General features: G+C 39.8%; 24 protein-coding genes. 9 read left to right on the top strand and 15 right to left on the bottom strand.

Annotated elements, in window-relative coordinates; translation table 11 throughout:
- The 4 genes from gltX to proB form a co-directional block, all read right to left on the bottom strand.
- Positions 1 to 878 (bottom strand): glutamate--tRNA ligase (gene gltX, locus H5159_RS18990; RefSeq protein ID WP_182780837.1); only part of this gene is annotated, 878 nt, incomplete at its 3' end.
- A gap of 39 nt (positions 879 to 917) precedes the next feature.
- Positions 918 to 1,277: a glutaredoxin domain-containing protein gene (locus H5159_RS18985; protein ID WP_002961611.1), complete on the bottom strand. Its 360-nt coding sequence runs from the start codon at positions 1,275 to 1,277 to the stop codon at positions 918 to 920.
- Between the two features lie 56 nt (positions 1,278 to 1,333).
- Positions 1,334 to 2,308: a GGDEF domain-containing protein gene (locus H5159_RS18980; RefSeq protein WP_182780836.1), complete on the bottom strand. Its 975-nt coding sequence runs from the start codon at positions 2,306 to 2,308 to the stop codon at positions 1,334 to 1,336.
- Between the two features lie 101 nt (positions 2,309 to 2,409).
- The gene (proB, locus tag H5159_RS18975) at positions 2,410 to 3,513 is read right to left on the bottom strand and encodes a glutamate 5-kinase (RefSeq protein ID WP_182681788.1); all 1,104 of its coding nucleotides are present in this window, start codon (positions 3,511 to 3,513) and stop codon (positions 2,410 to 2,412) included.
- A 119-nt stretch (positions 3,514 to 3,632) separates the two neighbouring features.
- Between proB and H5159_RS18970 the strand changes: the two genes are divergently transcribed.
- Positions 3,633 to 4,592 (top strand): DMT family transporter, encoded by a 960-nt coding sequence (locus H5159_RS18970; protein ID WP_024597327.1) that lies wholly within the window; start codon positions 3,633 to 3,635, stop codon positions 4,590 to 4,592.
- Here the strand turns inward: H5159_RS18970 and H5159_RS18965 are convergent.
- The 3 genes from H5159_RS18965 to pdsO are packed head-to-tail and all read right to left on the bottom strand — an operon-like array spanning position 4,487 to position 7,885.
- Positions 4,487 to 5,092, bottom strand: coding sequence for a class GN sortase (locus H5159_RS18965; RefSeq protein WP_182780835.1), 606 nt, complete (start codon positions 5,090 to 5,092; stop codon positions 4,487 to 4,489). The two genes, H5159_RS18970 and H5159_RS18965, sit on opposite strands and share 106 nt — an antisense overlap.
- Positions 5,089 to 7,107 (bottom strand): marine proteobacterial sortase target protein, encoded by a 2,019-nt coding sequence (locus H5159_RS18960; RefSeq protein ID WP_182780834.1) that lies wholly within the window; start codon positions 7,105 to 7,107, stop codon positions 5,089 to 5,091. The genes H5159_RS18965 and H5159_RS18960 overlap by 4 nt, the downstream gene beginning before the upstream one ends.
- Positions 7,108 to 7,153: 46 nt before the next feature.
- Complete coding sequence (gene pdsO, locus H5159_RS18955; RefSeq protein ID WP_182780833.1) at positions 7,154 to 7,885, bottom strand: sortase-associated OmpA-like protein PdsO; 732 nt, start codon at positions 7,883 to 7,885, stop codon at positions 7,154 to 7,156.
- Positions 7,886 to 8,089: 204 nt separating this feature from the next.
- Between pdsO and pdsR the strand changes: the two genes are divergently transcribed.
- From pdsR to H5159_RS18940, 3 genes are all read left to right on the top strand, one after another.
- A complete protein-coding gene (gene pdsR / locus H5159_RS18950; RefSeq protein WP_182752470.1) occupies positions 8,090 to 8,779 on the top strand; it encodes a proteobacterial dedicated sortase system response regulator in 690 nt (229 codons plus the stop codon).
- Entirely contained in the window at positions 8,779 to 10,917 is a 2,139-nt protein-coding gene (pdsS, locus tag H5159_RS18945; protein WP_182780832.1) for a proteobacterial dedicated sortase system histidine kinase, read from the top strand. Before pdsR ends, pdsS begins: the two co-directional genes overlap by 1 nt.
- A gap of 281 nt (positions 10,918 to 11,198) precedes the next feature.
- Entirely contained in the window at positions 11,199 to 11,363 is a 165-nt protein-coding gene (locus H5159_RS18940) for a hypothetical protein (RefSeq protein ID WP_182196201.1), read from the top strand.
- Positions 11,364 to 11,368: 5 nt separating this feature from the next.
- On the opposite strand, the gene H5159_RS18935 is transcribed toward H5159_RS18940, so the two are convergent.
- Positions 11,369 to 12,619 carry a multifunctional CCA addition/repair protein gene (locus H5159_RS18935; protein ID WP_024597602.1) on the bottom strand — a complete coding sequence of 417 codons (1,251 nt, stop codon included), beginning with the start codon at positions 12,617 to 12,619 and terminating at the stop codon, positions 11,369 to 11,371.
- A 132-nt stretch (positions 12,620 to 12,751) separates the two neighbouring features.
- Between H5159_RS18935 and H5159_RS18930 the strand changes: the two genes are divergently transcribed.
- Positions 12,752 to 12,979, top strand: a complete 228-nt coding sequence (locus H5159_RS18930) for a hypothetical protein (protein ID WP_024597601.1) — start codon at positions 12,752 to 12,754, stop codon at positions 12,977 to 12,979.
- A gap of 30 nt (positions 12,980 to 13,009) precedes the next feature.
- On the opposite strand, the gene H5159_RS18925 is transcribed toward H5159_RS18930, so the two are convergent.
- Genes H5159_RS18925 through H5159_RS18910 form a run of 4 tightly spaced genes read right to left on the bottom strand, consistent with a single transcriptional unit; the run spans position 13,010 to position 16,875 of the window.
- Positions 13,010 to 13,510, bottom strand: coding sequence for a DUF1543 domain-containing protein (locus tag H5159_RS18925; protein WP_002961636.1), 501 nt, complete (start codon positions 13,508 to 13,510; stop codon positions 13,010 to 13,012).
- Positions 13,511 to 13,518: 8 nt separating this feature from the next.
- A complete protein-coding gene (locus tag H5159_RS18920; protein ID WP_182692549.1) occupies positions 13,519 to 14,868 on the bottom strand; it encodes a sigma 54-interacting transcriptional regulator in 1,350 nt (449 codons plus the stop codon).
- A 2-nt stretch (positions 14,869 to 14,870) separates the two neighbouring features.
- Positions 14,871 to 15,416 (bottom strand): hypothetical protein, encoded by a 546-nt coding sequence (locus H5159_RS18915; protein ID WP_024598655.1) that lies wholly within the window; start codon positions 15,414 to 15,416, stop codon positions 14,871 to 14,873.
- A 1-nt stretch (position 15,417) separates the two neighbouring features.
- Complete coding sequence (locus H5159_RS18910) at positions 15,418 to 16,875, bottom strand: sensor histidine kinase KdpD (RefSeq protein WP_182780831.1); 1,458 nt, start codon at positions 16,873 to 16,875, stop codon at positions 15,418 to 15,420.
- 330 nt (positions 16,876 to 17,205) lie between these two features.
- Here H5159_RS18910 and H5159_RS18905 point away from each other — a divergent pair, with 330 nt between their 5' ends.
- The 4 genes from H5159_RS18905 to H5159_RS18890 all read left to right on the top strand — a co-directional run bounded on the left by H5159_RS18905 (position 17,206) and on the right by H5159_RS18890 (position 18,360).
- Positions 17,206 to 17,439: an EF-hand domain-containing protein gene (locus tag H5159_RS18905; protein ID WP_024598657.1), complete on the top strand. Its 234-nt coding sequence runs from the start codon at positions 17,206 to 17,208 to the stop codon at positions 17,437 to 17,439.
- Positions 17,440 to 17,463: 24 nt separating this feature from the next.
- A complete protein-coding gene (locus H5159_RS18900; protein ID WP_024597597.1) occupies positions 17,464 to 17,691 on the top strand; it encodes a hypothetical protein in 228 nt (75 codons plus the stop codon).
- Between the two features lie 186 nt (positions 17,692 to 17,877).
- On the top strand, positions 17,878 to 18,114 hold the full coding sequence (locus tag H5159_RS18895) for an EF-hand domain-containing protein (protein WP_182694203.1): 237 nt from the start codon (positions 17,878 to 17,880) through the stop codon (positions 18,112 to 18,114).
- A 9-nt stretch (positions 18,115 to 18,123) separates the two neighbouring features.
- Positions 18,124 to 18,360, top strand: a complete 237-nt coding sequence (locus H5159_RS18890; RefSeq protein WP_002961647.1) for a calcium-binding protein — start codon at positions 18,124 to 18,126, stop codon at positions 18,358 to 18,360.
- 56 nt (positions 18,361 to 18,416) lie between these two features.
- On the opposite strand, the gene H5159_RS21115 is transcribed toward H5159_RS18890, so the two are convergent.
- The 3 genes from H5159_RS21115 to H5159_RS21200 all read right to left on the bottom strand — a co-directional run bounded on the left by H5159_RS21115 (position 18,417) and on the right by H5159_RS21200 (position 19,460).
- Positions 18,417 to 18,647 (bottom strand): energy transducer TonB, encoded by a 231-nt coding sequence (locus tag H5159_RS21115; RefSeq protein ID WP_240915857.1) that lies wholly within the window; start codon positions 18,645 to 18,647, stop codon positions 18,417 to 18,419.
- Positions 18,648 to 18,665: 18 nt separating this feature from the next.
- Complete coding sequence (locus tag H5159_RS21110; protein ID WP_240915858.1) at positions 18,666 to 18,812, bottom strand: hypothetical protein; 147 nt, start codon at positions 18,810 to 18,812, stop codon at positions 18,666 to 18,668.
- Between the two features lie 324 nt (positions 18,813 to 19,136).
- On the bottom strand, positions 19,137 to 19,460 hold the full coding sequence (locus H5159_RS21200) for an energy transducer TonB (protein WP_310742398.1): 324 nt from the start codon (positions 19,458 to 19,460) through the stop codon (positions 19,137 to 19,139).
- Positions 19,461 to 19,623 lie beyond the last annotated feature (163 nt).

Raw genomic sequence — 19,623 nt, 5'->3', positions numbered from 1 at the left:
AGTGTGAACTTTTCACGCTCATCTGGCATTGACCAACCCATACGACCTAAGTAGTTAAGCACGGCTTCTGGCAGGTAACCCATTTCTTTATAGTAGTTAATAGACGTTGGGTTTTTACGCTTAGATAGCTTTGATTTATCTGGGTTACGTAGTAATGGTAAATGACCAAGTACTGGCGCTTCCCAACCAAAATCTTCGTAAAGTTTTAATAACTTAGGTGCTGAGTTAATCCACTCTTCGCCACGGAAAATATGACTAATTTGCATATGGTGGTCATCAACTACGTTCGCTAAAAAGTACGTTGGGAAACCATCCGCTTTTAAAAGCACTTGCATGTCTACGTTTTCCCACGGGATCTCAATTTCATCTCGTAGGTAGTCGTTAAACTTAAATGTGCCTTCGCTTGGGATTTTCATACGTATAACGTAAGGTTTGCCTGCCGCTAAGTTTGCTTTAATTTCTTCATCTGTATGGTTTAAACCACGACCGTCGTATTTAGGGCGCAAGCCTTCTGCCATTTGCTCTTCACGCATTTTATCAAGCTCTTCGCTTGTTGCAAAGCAGTAAAACGCTTTACCATCGTCAACTAACTGATGCGCGTATTTTTTATATAAATCGCTACGCTCAGATTGACGGTAAGGACCAAATTCGCCACCCACATCAGGACCATGATCCCACTCAAGCCCTAACCAGCGTAAGCTATCCATAATCGCAAGTTCAGACTCTGGCGTGCTACGTACTTGGTCTGTATCTTCTATACGAAGTACAAATTCACCGCCTTGTTGTTTAGCAAAACAGTAGTTAAATAAGGCGATATAAGCGGTGCCAAGATGCGGGTCACCAGTTGGCGACGGGGCAACACGGGTGCGAATTGTCATGGTAAATTCTCTTTAAATAAGTGAGATAATAAAAGTGGTTTATGCAGCTACTTTGTTTAAGTAAGCAATAATATCGTTTGATTCATACAGCCATTGTACTTGGCCATTTTTCTCTATACGCAGACAAGGCACTTTAACTTTGCCGCCTTGCTCAAGAAGCTCTTGACGATATTGCTCATTATTTTTTGCATCACGCGTTTCTATGTTTAAGCCTTCGCGCTTAATAGCGCGGCGTACTTTTACACAAAACGGGCATGCTTTAAATTGGTACAGTTTAAATTGTGAGGTTTGCTGATCAAGCTGTGCTTGCTCGTCGCTTGCACGCTTTTTACTGCGAGGAGTAAATACAAAATTAAAGAATAAGATTATACAACCTAAAAACCAACGAACTAATTTCATGTTCTGTGCTCTGCTTACAACAATTTAAGGAGCCAGATTTTAGCACAAATTTACAATCAAAAAAGCTCAATACTGTTATCTATCTTTGGTTCGTTATTAACTTCTAATTCACTGTAGGAGGTAACTCTATTACGACCAGTATTTTTAGAGTAGTAAAGCGCTAAATCAGCCTGGTTTACAATACTCGATACAGTATCAATACTCACTAACTCTAAAAAACCAATGCTAATGGTTAATTGGCCAATTTGTGGAAAAGGGTATTGGGCAACATTAAGGCGTAACCGGTTAAGTGCAACATGTGCATCACCCTCTGTTTTTGCTTGAAATAACATAGCAAATTCTTCACCACCATACCTAAATACATAGTCTTCAATTCTAAAATTATTTTTTAGTAGCCGTGCAACAAGTAAAATAACCTCATCGCCAATTACATGCCCGTAGTTATCATTAATATTTTTAAAGTTGTCGATATCGGCAATAGCTAAATACCAACGTCGCTTTTTATTGTTATCATTTCTTGGTAACAAAAAACCGTTACCCGATACAATCTCAATTACTTTTTTATCAAATGTTTGCCTATTTAAAAGCTCTGTAAGTGGATCTAACCGCGACTTATATAATAGCCCAAGCTGATTAGCATAAATATTTAAAATATGTACAGCTAACATAGTTGTTCGTTCTGGTAATTCTTGCTCGGTTTCTATTAATAAAGTGCCGACTACTTTTCCAAAATGATAAATAGGCACGTAACTTGTTGTGCTACTAAAGGCATAGCTCACCCTAATTTTATTTTGAGTGACCTTTTGTAATAACAATGATGCTTCATCTGGGCTTAATTGCTCTAAATTACTATTTGAATTTATAAGAGTAGGGGGTATGGGGGCTGAAAAATTTTTACTGACGTAAATGGCAAAATTATCAACTTCGAGCAAGTCGCCAATTATTTGTATTAATGCGCTATCTAAATCACTTTCTTCCTCTTGCTGGGTAAGCTTAATAATCCATTCGTGCCCACACTTATTTGCCTTCATTACACTGCCTAAACTAATTAAACTTTTATTAGTCTAGACAATACTCATGAATTTACTAAGTTATGAGGTAATACTTATTAACTAATCCTTTAGAATAGGTATTAAAGTAATACTAAGTCGTCGCGATGCAATACTTCTGCACCACTATCGTATTCAAGTAACTCACCTATTTGATTTGAATGTGCGCCTTTGATTTTATTTACCTCGGTACTGCTAAAACGCGTTAAGCCACGTGCAATTACTTGATTTTTAGTATCTATTAAATCAATTAAATCGCCTCTTTCAAAACGTCCAAATGCATTAGTAACGCCTTTAGCAAGTAAGCTTGCACCTTTATTTTGAAGGGCACTAATAGCACCTGTATCTATAACAATTTGGCCGGTACTTTTAGGCCCAGCTAGTAGCCATTTTTTACGGCCATCTTTTGGGGCGGTGAGTTTTAAAAAGCGTGTACCAGGTAACTCGTCACTCATACATTTTAAAATAACGTTTTTACCTGCGCCTTTAGCAATAATAACTTCAACACCTGCGCGCCTTGCGATGTCGGCTGCTTGTAATTTGGTTGCCATGCCGCCAGTACCTAAGTTTGTACCACTGCCACCAGCAAGTTGGCGCAGCTCATCGTTTATATGTGTTACTTCGCCAATGAGGGTAGCATCGGCATTGGTACGAGGATCGCTGGTAAATAACCCTTCTTGATCGGTAAGTAGCAATAATTTATTAGCATTAGCCAAAATAGCGACAAGTGCCGATAAATTATCGTTGTCGCCTACTTTTATTTCACTGGTAGCGACTGCGTCATTTTCGTTAATGATGGGCACAACGTCGTAATTTAATAACGCATTGAGTGTATCGCGGGCATTAAGGTAGCGCTCTCTGTCGTCTACATCAGCGCGGGTAAGCAGCATTTGCCCTACATTTACCCCATATAAAGCAAACAAGCTCTGCCAAATATGAATAAGTTGACCTTGTCCAATTGCAGCAAGCATTTGTTTATCAATTAAGCTTCTGCCACAGGGTTTTAATAGTTGTTCGCGCCCAGCAGCTACCGCGCCGCTCGACACTAAAATAACCTGATGCCCCTGCTTTTTAAGCTCGCAGCATTGGCGTACTAATTCAACCATATGTGCTTTGTCTAGCTTATCGGTGCCGCCAGTTAGTACGCTTGTACCAAGCTTTACAACTATTACCTGTTCCCTTTGCATGTGCTTTTTACTATTGATTAATTAAAGATGAATTAATTTATACCAGCTCGGTATTTTTGAACAAGTTAAAAATTTTCATGCTAGGATCTGATTTTATTAAATTAAGTAAATTACTCTCTATGCCTGCCAGTTTATGTTTAATTATTGCCACCTTTTTATGGGGCAGCTCTTTTATTGCGCTCAAATACGCCATTGCTATTTACGACCCTGCATTGGTGATATTTTTACGCATGCTCACCACTTTAGTTTTGTCGCTTTGTTTATGGCGCTACGTTATTCGGTTTGAGTACTTAAAAGGTGACTGGAAGTATTTAGTGGGTATGTCGCTTGCTGAGCCTTGCTTATACTTTTTATTTGAAGGCCATGCAATGGAATACACATCAGCCTCGCAGGCTGGTGTTATTGTCTCTTGCTTGCCTATTATTATTGCGTTGCTTGCCTTTGTATTACTTAAAGAGCATATAAGCAAAGCCATTGTTGTCGGTTTTACGCTGTGTATAGGCGGCAGTATTTTACTTACGCTTCTTTCACCAAGTACCGACCAAGCACCTAATCCGTTACTAGGTAACTTTTTAGAGCTTATGGCGATGGTGTGCGCTGCATTTTATACCGTAAGTATTAAACATTTAGCTAATCGCTACTCGCCCCTGACTTTAATTGCTTTGCAAGGTATTAGCGGCAGCTTGTTTTTTGCGCCATTTTTATTTTTTATCGACCTACCAAGCGAAAACCAGCACGACTTAACTGCGCTCATGAGCATTTTGTATTTAGGTTCGTGTGTAACCCTTGGCGGCTACGGCATGTACAACTATGCAATTAGCAAAGTATCAGTATTAACCGCTGCTGCGTACTCTAATTTAATTCCTATTTTTACACTTATTTTGTCAGCTATTATTTTGGGCGAAGTGCTCAACGTTTGGCAATGGCTGAGCATATTTGTGGTATTTATTGGCGTAATGGTAAGCCAGCGCCATCAAGAACTCGTGGTTGATATACCGCTTAGCGAATCAGGCGAAGACATTTGCGCAGATACAAGCAACCTTAAATCAGTACCCGAGGCAAGTGAATCAAAAGGGTAACAGGTAAGCAAATACAGCCCAGGTGTTTGTAAAAATGAGTTTTGGGATTGATGAATAACCTCAATCCTCGTTACCTTATAATTTTGAATCACCCCACTTTGCAGTTGCAAAGTAAACGCCTCTCCCACTTTGGCGTGTTGTAAAAATGCAAAGTGGGTGTCGTTATGCCCTGCTATTAGCGCGCCTTTTTCGTTTCCAAACTCTTTTCCGCCCAGCTCCCCTGCGGGTAAAAATTGGCTAGGCGCAAACGCTAAGTTACGCCCGCTTGCTCCTGCCAATACACTTAATGTTTTATTATGACTTGGCCAATCAATTTTTGCAGTCACGTAGCTGTCGGCGTAATACCACGGTTTTACTTTAGTGCCTGGTGATTTAAGCGCCTCTTGCCATGCTTGCTCAATTAATACTTGAGCAAGCCATGCTTTTGCCTGCATATAAGCGCCGTGACCAAATAATCCAAGCCCAGCTATTAGTAAGCCCACGCTTAGCCACTTTTTCATTTACGTGCCCTGCTTAATTTAAATGATCGGTTTATTTTAAGGGCGCCAAATCCCAATAATAAAATACAGCCTAGTAATATATGTAACCTGCTTTGCCCATCGGTTTGCGGTAAACGCATTGCCATACCTTGTGGTAATGCATTAGTAGCTTGCGCCGTTTGCTCTGCCACTTCTTTTATTTGAGTTTGTTCAATCGCTATAAAAGCAGTAAACGGGCTAAGTAATTGATGAGTAAGCGCAAGCTCCTGTACTTCATCTTTAACCGTACTTTGCTCGTTGTATAAAAGTAATGACTTGATTTTTTGGCGCGCCCATAGTTTTGCAATACCTTGAGCGTTTGAGCTATTTTGTGTGCTTAATTTAATACTTAAAGGACCTTGTGCTGTTTGCCCAGCAAGTACCACATTTTTAGCATTATTAAGTTTTATAGCGACCATAATAGGCTCGCCAAAATATAAATCAGGTAGTGGTGATGGCCAAAAATCTAAGCTTTTACCGCTTTCATCGCTTAGCGCCAAATTAGTAATAGCCGGATGTGCAAGCTTATCAAACAACTGCTGCATTTTAGGTTGCACCTCGCTTGTGCTGCCTATAAACGTAAATGAGCCTTTGCCTATATCTGCCGCTCGGCGCATAAAAAAGCTATTCGGTGCGCTGCCAATACCCACTGTAAATAAGCGGCTATCACCTAACTTACTTTGAATATTTTTAAACAATGCGTCCTCGTTGCTTACGCTGCCATCAGTTAAAAATACAACTTGGCGTACAAAACCATCAAACTCGCTACCATCAAGTACGGCATCAAGCGCACCTTGTATTTCAGTGCCGCCGTCGGCTTCTAGGCTATAAATAAATCGCTCTGCACGGCGTAAATTAAAGTCGCTGGCTATAAGTGGCTTATCGCTCATTGGAGTTACTATGTTGTCAAAACCAATAATGTTAAAGCTGTCGTCGCTATCGAGTAATGACAGCGCATAAAACAAGGCTTTTTTAGCTTGCTCCATAGATTGCCCGTGCATAGAGCCTGACGTATCAACTACAAATACCATTTCACGAGGTAAGCGTTGAGTTTGTGTAAAGTGATCCCCTGGTGGCATTAGCATAGCAAGCCCGTATCGGTCACCATTTTCAAACTGCTGAGTAAAAAATGCAGCTTGAGCTTGCTCTTTTTGCAGCGGTTTAAACTCAAGTACAAAGTCGCGATTAACTGCATTTGTCTCATTTAACGCTATTTTATATTGTCCAAACGCGGTGTTTTGCACATCAACATTGTGAAATTTAGAACTGATATCCACCAGCTCTAAGCCTACGTCTATATCTATGTTTAAGCTAAATTGGCTGCTTGGTACGTTATCATTTTGATTACTGCTTTTAATACTGTAAACAGGGCTTAACCATCCCGTTGGGAGTGAGTTAACGTGCGTTTGGTTCTGAGTATTAACCTCAACTTCACCACTAATCGCGTGATAACGCGGTGTAATGGTAGTAGGAAATCTAATAGCAAATGTACCGCTGCTGTAATCAATTATTTCTTGATACTCAAGCTCAATAATTACTTGCTCACCAGGGCCAATATTTGCCACATTCGTAATAAACATATTGGCGCGTTGCTGGCGTACAAGGGCCGCTTGCTTACCTGCTTTTTTAGCCTCCTCGTATTTTTTTTCGGCTTCTACCTTTTTATCAATTTGGCCTTTAATGACTCGCTCACCTATACGCATAGTCATGGCATGTACGGCGCTTTCATCAGGCAATGGAAAAACGTAGCGCGCATTAACCGCAAACGGGTTTTCGTTTTGATAGGTTTGCGTGACTACAACATGATTAATCAGGCCAGTTAAGGTCATATTGGCGTCGCTTTTTAATATTATTGCTGGGCCTGCTGGCGCACCATTGCTATCAAAAAGCTCTAACTTGGGTGATTGCGCATGGCTTTTGAAGCTCGCTAACAGCACAATCGCTATGAATATAAAAATGCTTACTTTAGTAAGCATTTTGGTCGGTTTACTCAACATAAAATCACTCCATCGAACGCTTTGTTTTACTTAGATTCAGTTAGATTTAGTTACTCGCCGTTTGGCCATTTACTGGATTCATTGAGCGAGTGGTAAGCGTTACGCGTCTATCAAAAAAGTTATCTTCCACCGTGTTGCTGTTAGCCAATGTTTGCTGCTCGCCAAATGCCTGCGTGCTTAAACGTTTGTGGCTCACACCGTGCTTTATTAAATAGCTTTGCACGGCATTTACACGCGCTTTAGAAAGTAAAAGGTTGGCTTGCTCATCGCCGCGCTGATCGGCAAAGCCACTTAAATCAAGTGCGAGTTGTGGTTGGTTGTTTAACAAGGTAACGAGTTGGTCTAACTGCAGTGCAAAATGCGGGGCAATAACACTTGAACCTGTTTTAAATTGCACCGTCATCGCCAATAAGTTATTAATTTGAACTTGAGTTAACTGCTCATTTTGATTGGCAAGCACTTCTAGCTGTTGCTCTAACATATTATTGTGGTTAAGCACGTGTTGGTAATCGCTGGTTTTTTCTTTCATAACCGTAATTGCACGCTCTTGCTCTGCAATTTTGTTATCAGCTACTTTTGAATCACCTATTAAACCACCGGCAAATGCCCCAATAAACGCGCCTATTGGCCCGCCTACTACGCCGCCAATAATAGCGCCTGCACCTAAACCAATAGCCGTTTCTTTATGGGCTTCTTTTGATGGCGTGTTAGATGTTGAGGCAATTGCTGGAGTACAAAAAATAGCAACGAGTGTTAACGCAATTAATGTCTTCTTCATGATGTGCTCCTTAAACTTACTTTTTAATTTGTGATGTTTTGTTTTGATGGACCTATTAAAACAAGTTCAAGTGGCAACAAAGGGGATCAAAAATGGCAAACTGCTGAGCAATTGTGGCAAAAAAATGGCAATTGCCTTTTTAAGCGTACTTAGCTTAAAAACTTCGATATAGTGCACAACAGAGCCGATAGGATAATGATTAAGATGAAAAAAATAGCCATCGTTGAAGATGAACCCGCAATCCGCGAAAACTACATAGAAATGTTGAGTGCACAGGGCTACCAAGTAAGTGGCTTTGCCGATCGCGCTAGCGCTGAAGCTGAATTTAAAAATGCCCTGCCCGATTTAGCCATTGTTGATATTGGCCTAGGCCATGAAATAGATGGTGGTTTTTTACTGTGCCAAACATTGCGTTCGCTTTCTAAAACACTGCCTATTATTTTTTTAACCGCCCGCGATAGCGAAATAGATACCGTATGCGGCCTACGCATGGGCGCCGACGACTACCTAACAAAAGACATAAGCTTGGCTCACTTGGCTGCACGTATTGGTGCGCTATTTCGCCGAATGGAAGCACTTGAACAACCCGCTGATGCAAATGCACTCATAACACGCGGGCAGTTAACGCTCGACACGCAACGTATGCAGGTATTTTGGCAGCAACAATTAGTTGATTTAACCGTAACCGAATTTTGGATGCTGCATTCACTCGCCCAGCGACCAGGCCATGTTAAAAGCCGTAACGATTTAATGAGCGATGCAAAAATTTATGTAGACGACAGCACTATTACTTCCCACGTAAAACGTATTCGTAAAAAGTTTATAGCACTCGACAGCACCTTTGATTGCATAGATACCGTGTATGGCATGGGCTATCGGTGGGAACAACACTAATGCTACGATTTGGTCTGCGCAGTAAATTTATATTACTTTCATGTTTTTTGTTTTTGCTGCCGTGGCTTGGCTACGAGTACGTATGGGAAATGGAAAAGTTTTTACGCCAAGGCCAAGAAAAAACCCTCGTAGGCACCACTCGTGCACTTGCTACTGCATTACATGAGCGCCCTGCATTATTTGACGAGCAAACCAACTTTTTAGACCAAGTTGTAAAAGGTCGCGATTTATACGCTTATAATCTTAAAAACCCTATTCAGCTCGACGGTAAACTTAACGATTGGGAAAGTTACCAGCCGTTATTTTGGCACTACGACAAACGCTATTTACAAAAAACAGATAACAAACATCAAGCCAGTGACTTATCGTTTGATCATATGGTTGGCAAGTTTGATAACTACTTATACGCCGCATTTAAAGTCACCGACAATACCCTTATTTATCGCGCTAAAAATAGTTTAAGCATTACCAATAACGATTATTTACAAATTGGCTTAAAAACACCTGACGGCCAATTTAATACCTATATAATTGCGCCACGCCAAGATGGCTGGGTTAATGCGTTTGATGCAAATACCAAAGCCCCTTTTACAAAAATTCAGGGCTATTTTGAAAGTACCGAATCAGGTTATAACGTAGAGCTGCGCTTTCCAATTAGCATGCTGGGCAACAAACTTGGCTTTGCTATTGTTGACATTGATAGTAAAGAGGCATTGCTAGAGCCTAAAATAATGTCGACCTCAAACTTAAATAACCCAAACGATTTAGGCTCAGTATTAGTCCCTTCTCCAGAAATTAGCCGTATTTTAAAAGGTATGGGCCACAGTGGTAGCCGCATTTGGGTGGTTGATAACCATCATCGTGTACTTGCGCAATCGGGTACTATTCAAAATGCAGATGGCGTATGGGCTGATGGACTTGCTAACAAAGCACCTGAAACTTGGTGGCAGCGCTTTGAGCAAAATTACTTACACCCAATTTACTATAAAATATTAACGCGCCCCGAAAATGAGTTTTTAGATACCCTGCACGATGTAGCTTCTATGCAGGGCACACATTTAGCGAAAGCATTAAAAGGACAACCTGCATCGTCTTGGCGCTTAACTCCCGACAGCAAAGCCGTTATTTTATCGGCCGCTTACCCTATTTGGATTCAAGACCAAGTAATTGGCGCGGTAATAGCAGAGGAAACCACAAACGGTGTAAGAACGCTGCGTAACAAATCACTCGAAAAACTGTTTAACGTTATTTTAGCCGTGATGCTAATTGGTACTGTCACCTTGTTCTTTTTTGCCTCACGTATATCGAACCGAATTAGGCGGCTGCGCGATACCGCTGAGCAAGCAATTGATGCACAAGGGCGTGTTACCGGCAGTATTAATTACAGCGATGCTAACGATGAAATTGGGGATCTGTCTCGTAGTTTTTCAAACATTGTGAGCCGACTTGGTGGCTATACCGATTACTTAGAAAATATGTCGTCGCGGTTATCTCATGAGCTGCGCACGCCGGTTGCCGTAGTGCGCTCGTCACTTGAAAACTTACAAAGCTTGCCACAGAACGAGCAGAGCCAAAAATACCTCGACCGCGCCAGTGAAGGCGTTAAACGCTTAGGTAAAATAATAACCACCATGAGCGAAGCCACTCGCCTTGAGCAAAGTATTCAAAGTAACGAGTCTGAGCCTTTTGATTTACAAAAAGTAATAAATGGTTGCATGCAAGGCTATCAGCTTACTTACCCAAACCAGTTATTTACGCTTGATGTATGCCAAAGCAAATTACCTATGCAAGGTGCACCGGAGTTTATAGCTCAGCTGCTTGATAAACTTATTAGTAACGCGCTGGAGTTCAGCAAAGCCAATACGGCTATTAATGTAAGCCTTAAGCAGAGCGAAAATAAAGCAACATTAACAGTGAGTAATACTGGTCCTGCTTTACCTGAAGGACTCACTGAGCATATTTTTGATTCAATGGTGTCGGTACGTAGCCAGCAAATGCAGCAACAGCCACATTTGGGGTTAGGGCTTTATATTGTAAGGCTGGTGTGCGATTACCATAAAGGCAGTGTAACCGCGCAAAACAACGAGCAAGGTAATGGTGTAGTGTTTACCGTAACACTGCCGTTAGCTAATGGTTAGGGCTGTATTTATACCGTTATATTTGTACCGTTATATTTATAGCCACTGCATTATATGCAAATAGTAAGTACGTAATAAATTAAATTCAGCTGTATATTTTTAGTTAAAAAGAGTTACTTTAATTTATCTTAACCCCATATAAATTAACAAATAAACCCCTCTCATCCCTTAAAACCCGCCGGTTACAATTTAGTACAACTTCAAATGTAACTATTCACTTTTTATTCAGTCGAATGACCATACCCTACATCATATTAAAGTATTGAATTGAAGGAATACTCATGAAACCATCACTAGAGCGTGAAGAACTAGACTTTATTTTTGACTTATACAGGCCCTCTAAAAAGCCCAAGTCTGAAGAGGTAAAACCAAAAAACACCAATTACAAAGAGCTAAGAAAGCACGACGCGACTAAAAACCAAGGTGTATCGCACTACTTAGTCTAATTTTATTACGCTTGGGACTTCTCATGTTCTAAAAATGCTTTAATGCAGTTTATTTCTGCAAGTTTTACTTCTTCGCCTATTTCAGGGCCTTTTTTGCCATTTTTAAGTGCATCTTGCACTACTTGTTTCTTATCCATTTTTTGCAGTTCAGTATGAATTGCTCGCAGCTTAGCTGCTTGCGGGTATGGCTTATCGACCAGTGTTTCACCACGCCCTTGTGCATCACATTGGCATGCTTGGGTAAACGCTATAAAACGTTCTGGGTGTACCAACGCATTTAAGTTAGTCACTATTAGCTTGTGAATGGTTTGCGGCCTTAACTGATCAATTGTATGGCAAAGGGTGTGATTATCACTGGTGAGTACGCCAACATCACGAAAACGGTTAGGCACTTTTAAGCGCTCACAAAACGCCTCAATAACTGCAACACCTTCGCGTTCGTGCCCACGTAGGTTTCCATGCTTTTTAAAACTAAGCGCTTTTCCAAAATCATGGGTAAGTGCAGCAAAACGTGCTTCTAAGTTAAAATTTAAATCAGCTGCACGCCTAAGTACCAACATAGTATGAACAAATACATCCCCTTCAGGATGATGGTTTGCCGGTTGCGGTACATTAACCATGCGCTCAAGTTCTGGAAAAATACCTAAACCTTGCAGTGCTTCAAAATAAAGCTCAGGGTGCTTTTCACCCAGTGCTTTTTCAGTTTCAAGCCACACGCGCTCAGATACTAAATGATTTAGCTCACCTTTATTTTTAAGCTCGCGCATTAATGCATAGGTACTTGGGTGAATACGCCAATCACTGCCATAGCGCGCTAAAAAACGGGCAATACGCAGCACTCGAACAGGGTCTTCTACAAATGCCTCAGTGGTGTGGCGCAGTGTTTTATTTTGTAAGTCAGTTTGGCCATTAAACGGGTCAATAATATTACCGTGTTCATCAAGCGCCATTGAATTTATGGTCAAATCACGCCTTGCTAAATCTTCTTCTAGCGTAACGGTTGGGCTGGCATCAACCACAAAGCCTGTATAGCCTTTGCCACTTTTACGCTCTGTGCGCCCTAGTGCATATTCTTCTTTTGTTTTTGGGTGTAAGTAAACCGGAAAGTCACTACCTATTGGCACAAAACCAAGCGATTCCATCGTTTTTGGTGTTTCCCCAATCACTACATAGTCGTTATCTTTTGATTTTATATTTAGCAGTTTGTCGCGCACTGCACCACCAACGAGGTAAACTTGTTTTAAGTTACTTTTCACTTTATTCCCAATAACACTTGCCCAATTGTTTGACGCTAATCATATCATTAATTAAAAAATTCTGCGGTATTTGCCAAGCTTAAGTAAGCTCATTACAATGGCGCATTATTTTTAGCTATAGCCTCATAATTAATGAAAAGCCATTCATCAAAAAAAGAACTCATGTTACTACCCATTTTATTAGTGGTTATTTTAATGTGTGTGGCGGGTCACTTTTTACTACAAGCAAATTTTCAAGACAGTAATGTAGTTGAATACATGTTGGCAGCACTGCCGTTTGCTATGTTTGGGTTGGTTATTGTGGCGTTTAAAATGGCGGCTAAAAGCGAAAAAGATGAGCAAAACGAGCAGGACTCTTAATCCAACTCTGTTTTAGCTACTTATTATAATTTAAAGTATGTGATAGCCAAACCAGTCTGGCTTTATCGGCTGCGATATACCGCTGGGCGTGAGCTTAATGTTTAGCTGGCTGTCGAGTAAATCAATGGCAAAGCAATCGTCCACATCATGTAAATCATCTTTATGAATATGACTAAGCCCTGCGAGCAAATCGTTTTTAGCGCGCTCTTTAGCTTCATGGCTACTGCTTGCAACATACAGTGCAAAGTCATGTTGCTCAGCCATTGAATCACTTCTGTAAGCGCCTAAATTTACAAAATAGAGTTGTTTATTTTGCTCCACATAGCTATCAACAACTTCTACTTTAAAGCCATCAATATGATTAATTGCCATGTAGCTATCCATGTGAACACTACTTCTGTCTCCTACCCACTGGCTTTTTAACTTTGAGTAGGTTTGCTCTATATTCTCCCCTACTACAAAACGAATATCATGCATTTCAATGTGGCAACCTTGAATCCGGCCACCTAAATACACCATAAATAACTGCATGCTTTTCCTTAACCTAAATTATCAACATCAATATTATGCTTTTTAATCAACTTATAAAAATCTGAGCGATTGCGCTTGGCAAGCTTAGCGCCTTCAGCTACGTTACCACCTGCCATTTTTAAAGTGTTAATTACATAGTCGCGCTCAAACTCTTTTTTAGCGTCGTTTAGTGATAATGGTTCTACGTTTGTTTCGTTACTATTTAGCGCAGCTAACACTAAATGCTCTGAAATAACATCGCTTGGCGTTAATGCTACAACCTGCTCTACTACGTTTTGTAATTGGCGGATATTACCTGGCCAGTCGTAACGTACAAGCGCATGCATAGCATCGCTTGCAAAGTGTTTTTCAGTTTGGTTCATGCGCTTAGCAATGCTTGCACTAAAGTGCTGTGCTAATAAGCTTATATCTTCGCGGCGCTCACACAGTGGCGGTAATTTTAAATTAACTACGTTTAAGCGATAGTATAAATCTTCTCTAAATTGCTGGTTTAAAATAGCTTCAGGAAGATTTTTATGTGTTGCCGACACTATGCGTACATCAATTGCTACCTCTTCTTGAAAACCTACTGGGCGAATTGTTTTTTCTTGTAATACGCGCAGTAACTTAACCTGTAAGTTAAGCGGCATATCGCCAATTTCGTCTAAAAATAACGTGCCACCCTGTGCTTGTTGAAACAAACCTTGGTGATCTTTAATTGCACCCGTAAACGAGCCTTTTTTATGACCAAATAATTCGGACTCTAAAAGCTCCCCTGGTACAGCACCGCAGTTAATTGCAACAAAAGGGCCACCGCTTACATGGCTATGCTGATGAATCGCCTGTGCGAGTAATTCTTTACCAGTACCACTAGCCCCCGAAATAAGTACATTAACTTGCGTTGGCCCAAGTAGTTTTACTTGCTCTAACAAGTGCAGCATTGCACCACTGCGCGTAACTATATTACTTTTAGGTGCAGCTTCATCGGCGTTAACACCATGAATTTCTATCGCTTTAGCAAGGCTGTCAAATAGCTCATCTTTATCCACTGGTTTAGTTATAAATGCAAAAATGCCCTGCTTAGTTGCCTCTACTGCATCAGGAATTGAGCCGTGCGCTGTCATCATAATGACAGGTAATGCAGGGTAACGGCTTTGCAGCTGACGATGCAGTGCCATACCATCCATTTCATCCATACGTAAGTCGGTTATTACGGCGTCAAACACTTGGCTTTTAAGTATTTGCAGTGCGGTTAAGCCGCTTTCGCAGGTTGTTACTTCGTATCCTTTTGATTCAATACGAATAGCGAGCAGTTTTAATAAGCTAGCGTCGTCGTCAACGAGTAATACTTTTGCACCTTGTACTTTAGTTGCGGCCATAGTTACTGCTCCTTCGTTTCTTCTCGTAGTAAAAGTTGCTGCTCAATCGTTGCTAACGATGAGAGGGTTTCTTGCATTTTATTATTAAGTGCTTGCTGCTCTTTTTTAGCATTTATTTGCATAGTTACTTGCTGCTTTTGAAGCCATAAATATTGCTTTATGTCATCAGGCCAAAAGTAAGCAAGATCGAGTTTTAGCAACTTAGTCATTACTGTATTTGGATCATCATTTATGTTTAAGCACATAAATTTAAAAAAGCGTTTAAGGTCGTTTTCGCCTGTAAAAATATCTTTTTTTGGCACCAATTTAAATCCGCCACACTGATTAGCGTGCCATGCAATAACTTGCTCTGCTGGAGGGTAGCTAGGTTCTATTTTTGGTCTGGGTTTTGGGCTTGGTTTGCTGTTTTTGTCGTTTTTTATTTTAGTATCGACCACAGGTGCTGGTGTAATTGACACACGCTCTTCTTGCCCATTATTAATTTCACAACCAGATATAACCATGCTGCTACTGAGCACACATAAAATAGCGATTAAACGCAAGCGCATGTTAATTAACTCCTAGATTTTTTGTTATGGGAATTTTAATTGAAAACCGGCAACCATGTGGTTCATTATGTTCAACAGTAAGTGTACCTCTTAGCTGTTCAACAGACTCTTTTACAATAGTTAAGCCCAGCCCACTGCCTTGCAGCGTAACATTTTTACTGTGTTTACCTTGATAAAATGCGCTGAAAATTTGAGTTTTTTCTTGCTCTTTAATACCGCACCCTCTATCGAGCACAGCGATACAAAGTTGATTTTGCTCAAGCGCTAAATTAATAGTAACGCTTTGCTTATCTTCTGAAAATTTTAAGCCATTTGAGATAAGCTGAATTAAAATCATCTCAATAAGCTCACTAGGTAAAGCAAGCGGTTTATTTGGTAAGTCATTTTTCCATTGCAGAGCCTGCTCACGCGCACTTAAGCGATGCTCAAAATGGCTATTTATTTTATTAATAAGGAGACTAAATTCAACTTCGCTTAAGCTGTCTTTACTGGTGCGAATCGCATTATAACTCAGCAAACTGTCAATCATTGTGCGAAGGCGCACCATAGATTGACTAATGAGCTCAAGCACTGCTTTTTGCTCAGCAGTAATTGGGCCTACTATTTCATCAGTTAATAAGTCAGTGCCTTCAACCATTGAAGCAAGCGGCGTTTTTAGCTCATGGGTGACATGGCGTAAAAAAGTATCTTTTTGCTGCTCAAGCATATGTAGTTGCTCTTGCACCCACTGAAGCTTCTCTCCTAGCTCAACTAGCTCAGCGGAACCTTTAACTGATATTTTTTGCTGCCAATGTCCCTGTCCTAACTTATCAATAACCGTGGTTAACCCTTTTAGTCGCCCACTTATGCGCCATAAAAAACCACCACCTACAATTAAAGTAAGTGGAATAAGTGCCACCAGCCAGTTTATAAATGAGGCTTGCAAGCTTGTCAGCTCATTTTGGTTATTGGTAATTTGCGCTTCGTTTTTATCACGTAACCATAAAGTAAGTTCAGCGACTAAATCGCTCACTGGCACAAACAACTCAGCTTGCTGTTGTTTTTGCTCAACCAATTCAACATGCGCAGTTTGTAAGGTGGTATATAAGCGTTGCCATTGGTGGGTATAATCTTTATTCATGTTTACAAATTTAAGCTCATCAATGCTTTGCAGGGATGATTGCCATTTATCAACAATGAGCTTATCAAGCGATTCACTTTTTAATACCCAGTTTTGCCTAGTGGCCCGCTCAAGACTGTTGAGTTCTTGTTTTAGAGTATTAAACGATTTAGTAACTTGGTAATTGTTACTCACAATACTTTGAGTAATAGCTAATTGCTTGTTAAGCGCATTTAAAAATACAATCACCACTATAGAAAGCGGGAGTAGTGAAAGCAGCATACTCATTGCAAATTGCCCGATTAAATTAGGCCGCCAGTTAAGCATTGCTTGGTATTTTTTAGCTATGGTTGCTGGCATTTCGTTTAGTCCTTTTAAATTAAGCGTTCTATTATTAAGTGCTTACCTTATACACTAGCTGAACCAGCAATTATATTTAATACGATTAACAGCCAGTGCTACAAAAACAATGTGTCGCCAAATAGAGACAGCGTAAGCCATTGATTTTAAGAACATCTCTTTAACCTCGCTACATAGTGTTGCAAAAGACATACAAAAATTACAATAAACCCCGTAAAAAATTCTCACTCCCCTCAAGTTAAAACGCTAAGCATTTGAAAATTAATAATAATTATTATTGGCATCATTTTTGTAATGCTGTTACTAACTTTAATCAATAAGGAAATAATTATGAACAAACGCATTTTAGTAGTTTCATCATTACTGGCTTTAGGCTTTTTAGGCGCTAATGCACACGCAATGGACGTTCACGCGACTTTTAACGAACTTGATAAAGACAGTAACGGCACATTAAGTGAAGCCGAAGCAGGTGAAGATGCTGTGTTACACGAGAATTTTTCTCAAATTGATACTAATCAAGATGGGCAATTGTCGCTAGATGAATTCAAAAAATTTATTCAATAAACTCATTTAATAAGGAACGTGATTATGAAACAACTTATAGCCGCTTTTTCATTAATGTTTTTAGCAATTAGTGCCACCGTAATTGCATCGCCAACAAATGTGCGTTTTGCCCACTTAGATAAAGACATGGACGGACAAATATCAATTGCAGAAGCAAAGGAAGACAAGGAAGTAATGAGACAATTTGCCGACTTAGATGAAGACGGTGATGAAAAGGTCTCAAAAAAAGAATTTGAAAGCTTTAAACCTTAATGAGTAATTACTGATTAAGCTTTACTTAAGCTTGTTATAGGTAAACTGGAATTAAAAGCATTTGCCATAATCCCTGAGGGAGTGTGTAAAAGGATTTAATGTTGGGAGTTAAATTACGGCAAGTGCTTTTTCCTTTTCACTTTATTTTAGCCACAAACTTTAAATACATCTTTTGGAAGGAACACCATGAAGATACTTCCCCTTACTATAAGCATCTTAATGCTATTAAGCTTTGATGCCGCTGCACTTGATGTAAAGCAACGCTTTGATCACCTCGATAGCGACAAAAGTGGCTATTTAACGCATGACGAACTTGATCCCCAACCACAACTATTAAACACATTTGTAAAATGGGACAAAAACCAAGATAACCAAATTTCGTTAATCGAATTTAAAAATTACCTTACCAATAACCTCTACTGAGTATTTTTCATGAAAAAAACAAGCTATATAGCGCTTTTTGCGTTTAGTATTTTTAGCACATTAGGCTTTGCTGCAAGCAACAATGTTGCAGAGCAATTTGAAAAACTTGATAGAAACCAGGATGGTTTTTTAACACGTTCAGAAACCGCTGTAGACCCCGCTTTGTGGTCTCGATTTTCAAGCTATGATCAAGACAAAGACGGCAAGCTAACGCTAAGTGAATACAGTTTATATGCAAGTAAGTAGTCTTATAGCTAGGTACACAAACACCTAGCTTATTATATTTATACTATTAATTACGTTCAGACTTTATTTTTAGAACAATGCGCTAAGTACTCTGCATCAGTAGGTTTTGGGCTCACCATAAAATCCATTTTGAGATAAGTTAGAATCGGTTGCTTACTCGTATTTTCAACTGTCGGTTTCCAGCGCCATAAACCCACAGCAGCTGCCGCATCAATATCAAACACGCCCTCAGGGTAAGACGAGACAACCTTATACCCTTGGACTTCACCTTGTGAATTAATTAACATAGCAAACTCAACACAGCCTTAAATACTTTTCTTTGCAGCTTCTATCTGACATCGCGGCTCAACTCTTTTAGCAACATCCCAGTATTCACCTACCTTACTTCGCAGTTCAGGACTTGATAAATCAATAAAACTCGGCATTTCATCGTTTACTTGTTTATCAGACATTGAGCTACAGGCTGTCAGCATCATGCTCAAGGGAGTAATAAATAGAGAGCTTTCATAGCATTCCCTTATTAATTCGTTATAAATAATTTTTTAAGTAGTTGCATCAATTACCTGTTATGCAAACGCACCACCAAAGTGAGATATATAAATACTCCACTTAAAATCTTATGACTTTCTTCTTTCTCCCGTTATTTAAAATGCTTCGCCAGCCGGACAATTCTTTAAATATTTTTCACCTACTGGTTTTGAGTCAATAGTGAAATCAATTCTAATATGAGTAAGAACAGGCTGTTTAGCTACATTTACGTTAGTAGGCAACCAGGCTCATGTACTTAAAGATTGAGCTGCGGCTTCATCAAATAACCCTTTAGGATATGAGGAGGTTACTTTATATCCTTGCGCCCTACCCTCAGAATTAATGATAGTCATGAGTTCTACACAACCTGCAAGACCTTTTTTTGCAGCAGCTATTGGATATTGTGGTTCTGTTCTTGTTAAAATATTCCAATAGTCTTTCACCCTATCGCGCAGCTCAACACTTGATAAATCTATATAATCTAGCTTTTCAACAGTTTCCTCTGTCGTAGGTGTTGCTCCACATGCCGCAAGTAATGAAGTTAATGGGAGTAATAAATAGAGGGCTTTCACAGCGTTTCCTTATGCTTTATTGATTGTTTTACATACTAAACAATTACATCAATTACCTATTTTGTAAACAGTTAGTAAAGAGAAAAACCTTATAATGAGGCCTATCAATTCATTGGTATTATAAAATCAAGTTTGTTAATGTAAGTAAATTAACAATAAAAAT

Origin of the sequence: Pseudoalteromonas sp. SG43-1, assembly GCF_014164415.1 — a bacterium.
Lineage (GTDB): Bacteria > Pseudomonadota > Gammaproteobacteria > Enterobacterales > Alteromonadaceae > Pseudoalteromonas > Pseudoalteromonas distincta.
The sequence above is the reverse complement of the archived record's forward strand: the minus strand, read 5'-3'. Positions and strand labels throughout refer to the sequence as shown.

Coding starts and splice junctions, on each gene's coding strand:
- H5159_RS18960 (WP_182780834.1), bottom strand. CDS start 7,107: ATGTTGAGTAAACCGACCAAAATGCTTACTAAAGTAAGCATTTTTATA.
- H5159_RS21110 (WP_240915858.1), bottom strand. CDS start 18,812: ATGTCTGATAAACAAGTAAACGATGAAATGCCGAGTTTTATTGATTTA.
- proB (WP_182681788.1), bottom strand. CDS start 3,513: ATGCAAAGGGAACAGGTAATAGTTGTAAAGCTTGGTACAAGCGTACTA.
- H5159_RS18900 (WP_024597597.1), top strand. CDS start 17,464: ATGAAACAACTTATAGCCGCTTTTTCATTAATGTTTTTAGCAATTAGT.
- H5159_RS18890 (WP_002961647.1), top strand. CDS start 18,124: ATGAAAAAAACAAGCTATATAGCGCTTTTTGCGTTTAGTATTTTTAGC.
- H5159_RS18905 (WP_024598657.1), top strand. CDS start 17,206: ATGAACAAACGCATTTTAGTAGTTTCATCATTACTGGCTTTAGGCTTT.
- H5159_RS18895 (WP_182694203.1), top strand. CDS start 17,878: ATGAAGATACTTCCCCTTACTATAAGCATCTTAATGCTATTAAGCTTT.
- pdsO (WP_182780833.1), bottom strand. CDS start 7,885: ATGAAGAAGACATTAATTGCGTTAACACTCGTTGCTATTTTTTGTACT.
- H5159_RS18985 (WP_002961611.1), bottom strand. CDS start 1,277: ATGAAATTAGTTCGTTGGTTTTTAGGTTGTATAATCTTATTCTTTAAT.
- H5159_RS18925 (WP_002961636.1), bottom strand. CDS start 13,510: ATGCAGTTATTTATGGTGTATTTAGGTGGCCGGATTCAAGGTTGCCAC.
- H5159_RS18920 (WP_182692549.1), bottom strand. CDS start 14,868: ATGGCCGCAACTAAAGTACAAGGTGCAAAAGTATTACTCGTTGACGAC.
- H5159_RS18915 (WP_024598655.1), bottom strand. CDS start 15,416: ATGCGCTTGCGTTTAATCGCTATTTTATGTGTGCTCAGTAGCAGCATG.
- H5159_RS18970 (WP_024597327.1), top strand. CDS start 3,633: ATGCCTGCCAGTTTATGTTTAATTATTGCCACCTTTTTATGGGGCAGC.
- H5159_RS18980 (WP_182780836.1), bottom strand. CDS start 2,308: ATGAAGGCAAATAAGTGTGGGCACGAATGGATTATTAAGCTTACCCAG.
- H5159_RS18965 (WP_182780835.1), bottom strand. CDS start 5,092: ATGAAAAAGTGGCTAAGCGTGGGCTTACTAATAGCTGGGCTTGGATTA.
- H5159_RS21115 (WP_240915857.1), bottom strand. CDS start 18,647: ATGTTAATTAATTCACAAGGTGAAGTCCAAGGGTATAAGGTTGTCTCG.
- H5159_RS18910 (WP_182780831.1), bottom strand. CDS start 16,875: ATGCCAGCAACCATAGCTAAAAAATACCAAGCAATGCTTAACTGGCGG.
- pdsR (WP_182752470.1), top strand. CDS start 8,090: ATGAAAAAAATAGCCATCGTTGAAGATGAACCCGCAATCCGCGAAAAC.
- H5159_RS18940 (WP_182196201.1), top strand. CDS start 11,199: ATGAAACCATCACTAGAGCGTGAAGAACTAGACTTTATTTTTGACTTA.
- H5159_RS18930 (WP_024597601.1), top strand. CDS start 12,752: ATGAAAAGCCATTCATCAAAAAAAGAACTCATGTTACTACCCATTTTA.
- pdsS (WP_182780832.1), top strand. CDS start 8,779: ATGCTACGATTTGGTCTGCGCAGTAAATTTATATTACTTTCATGTTTT.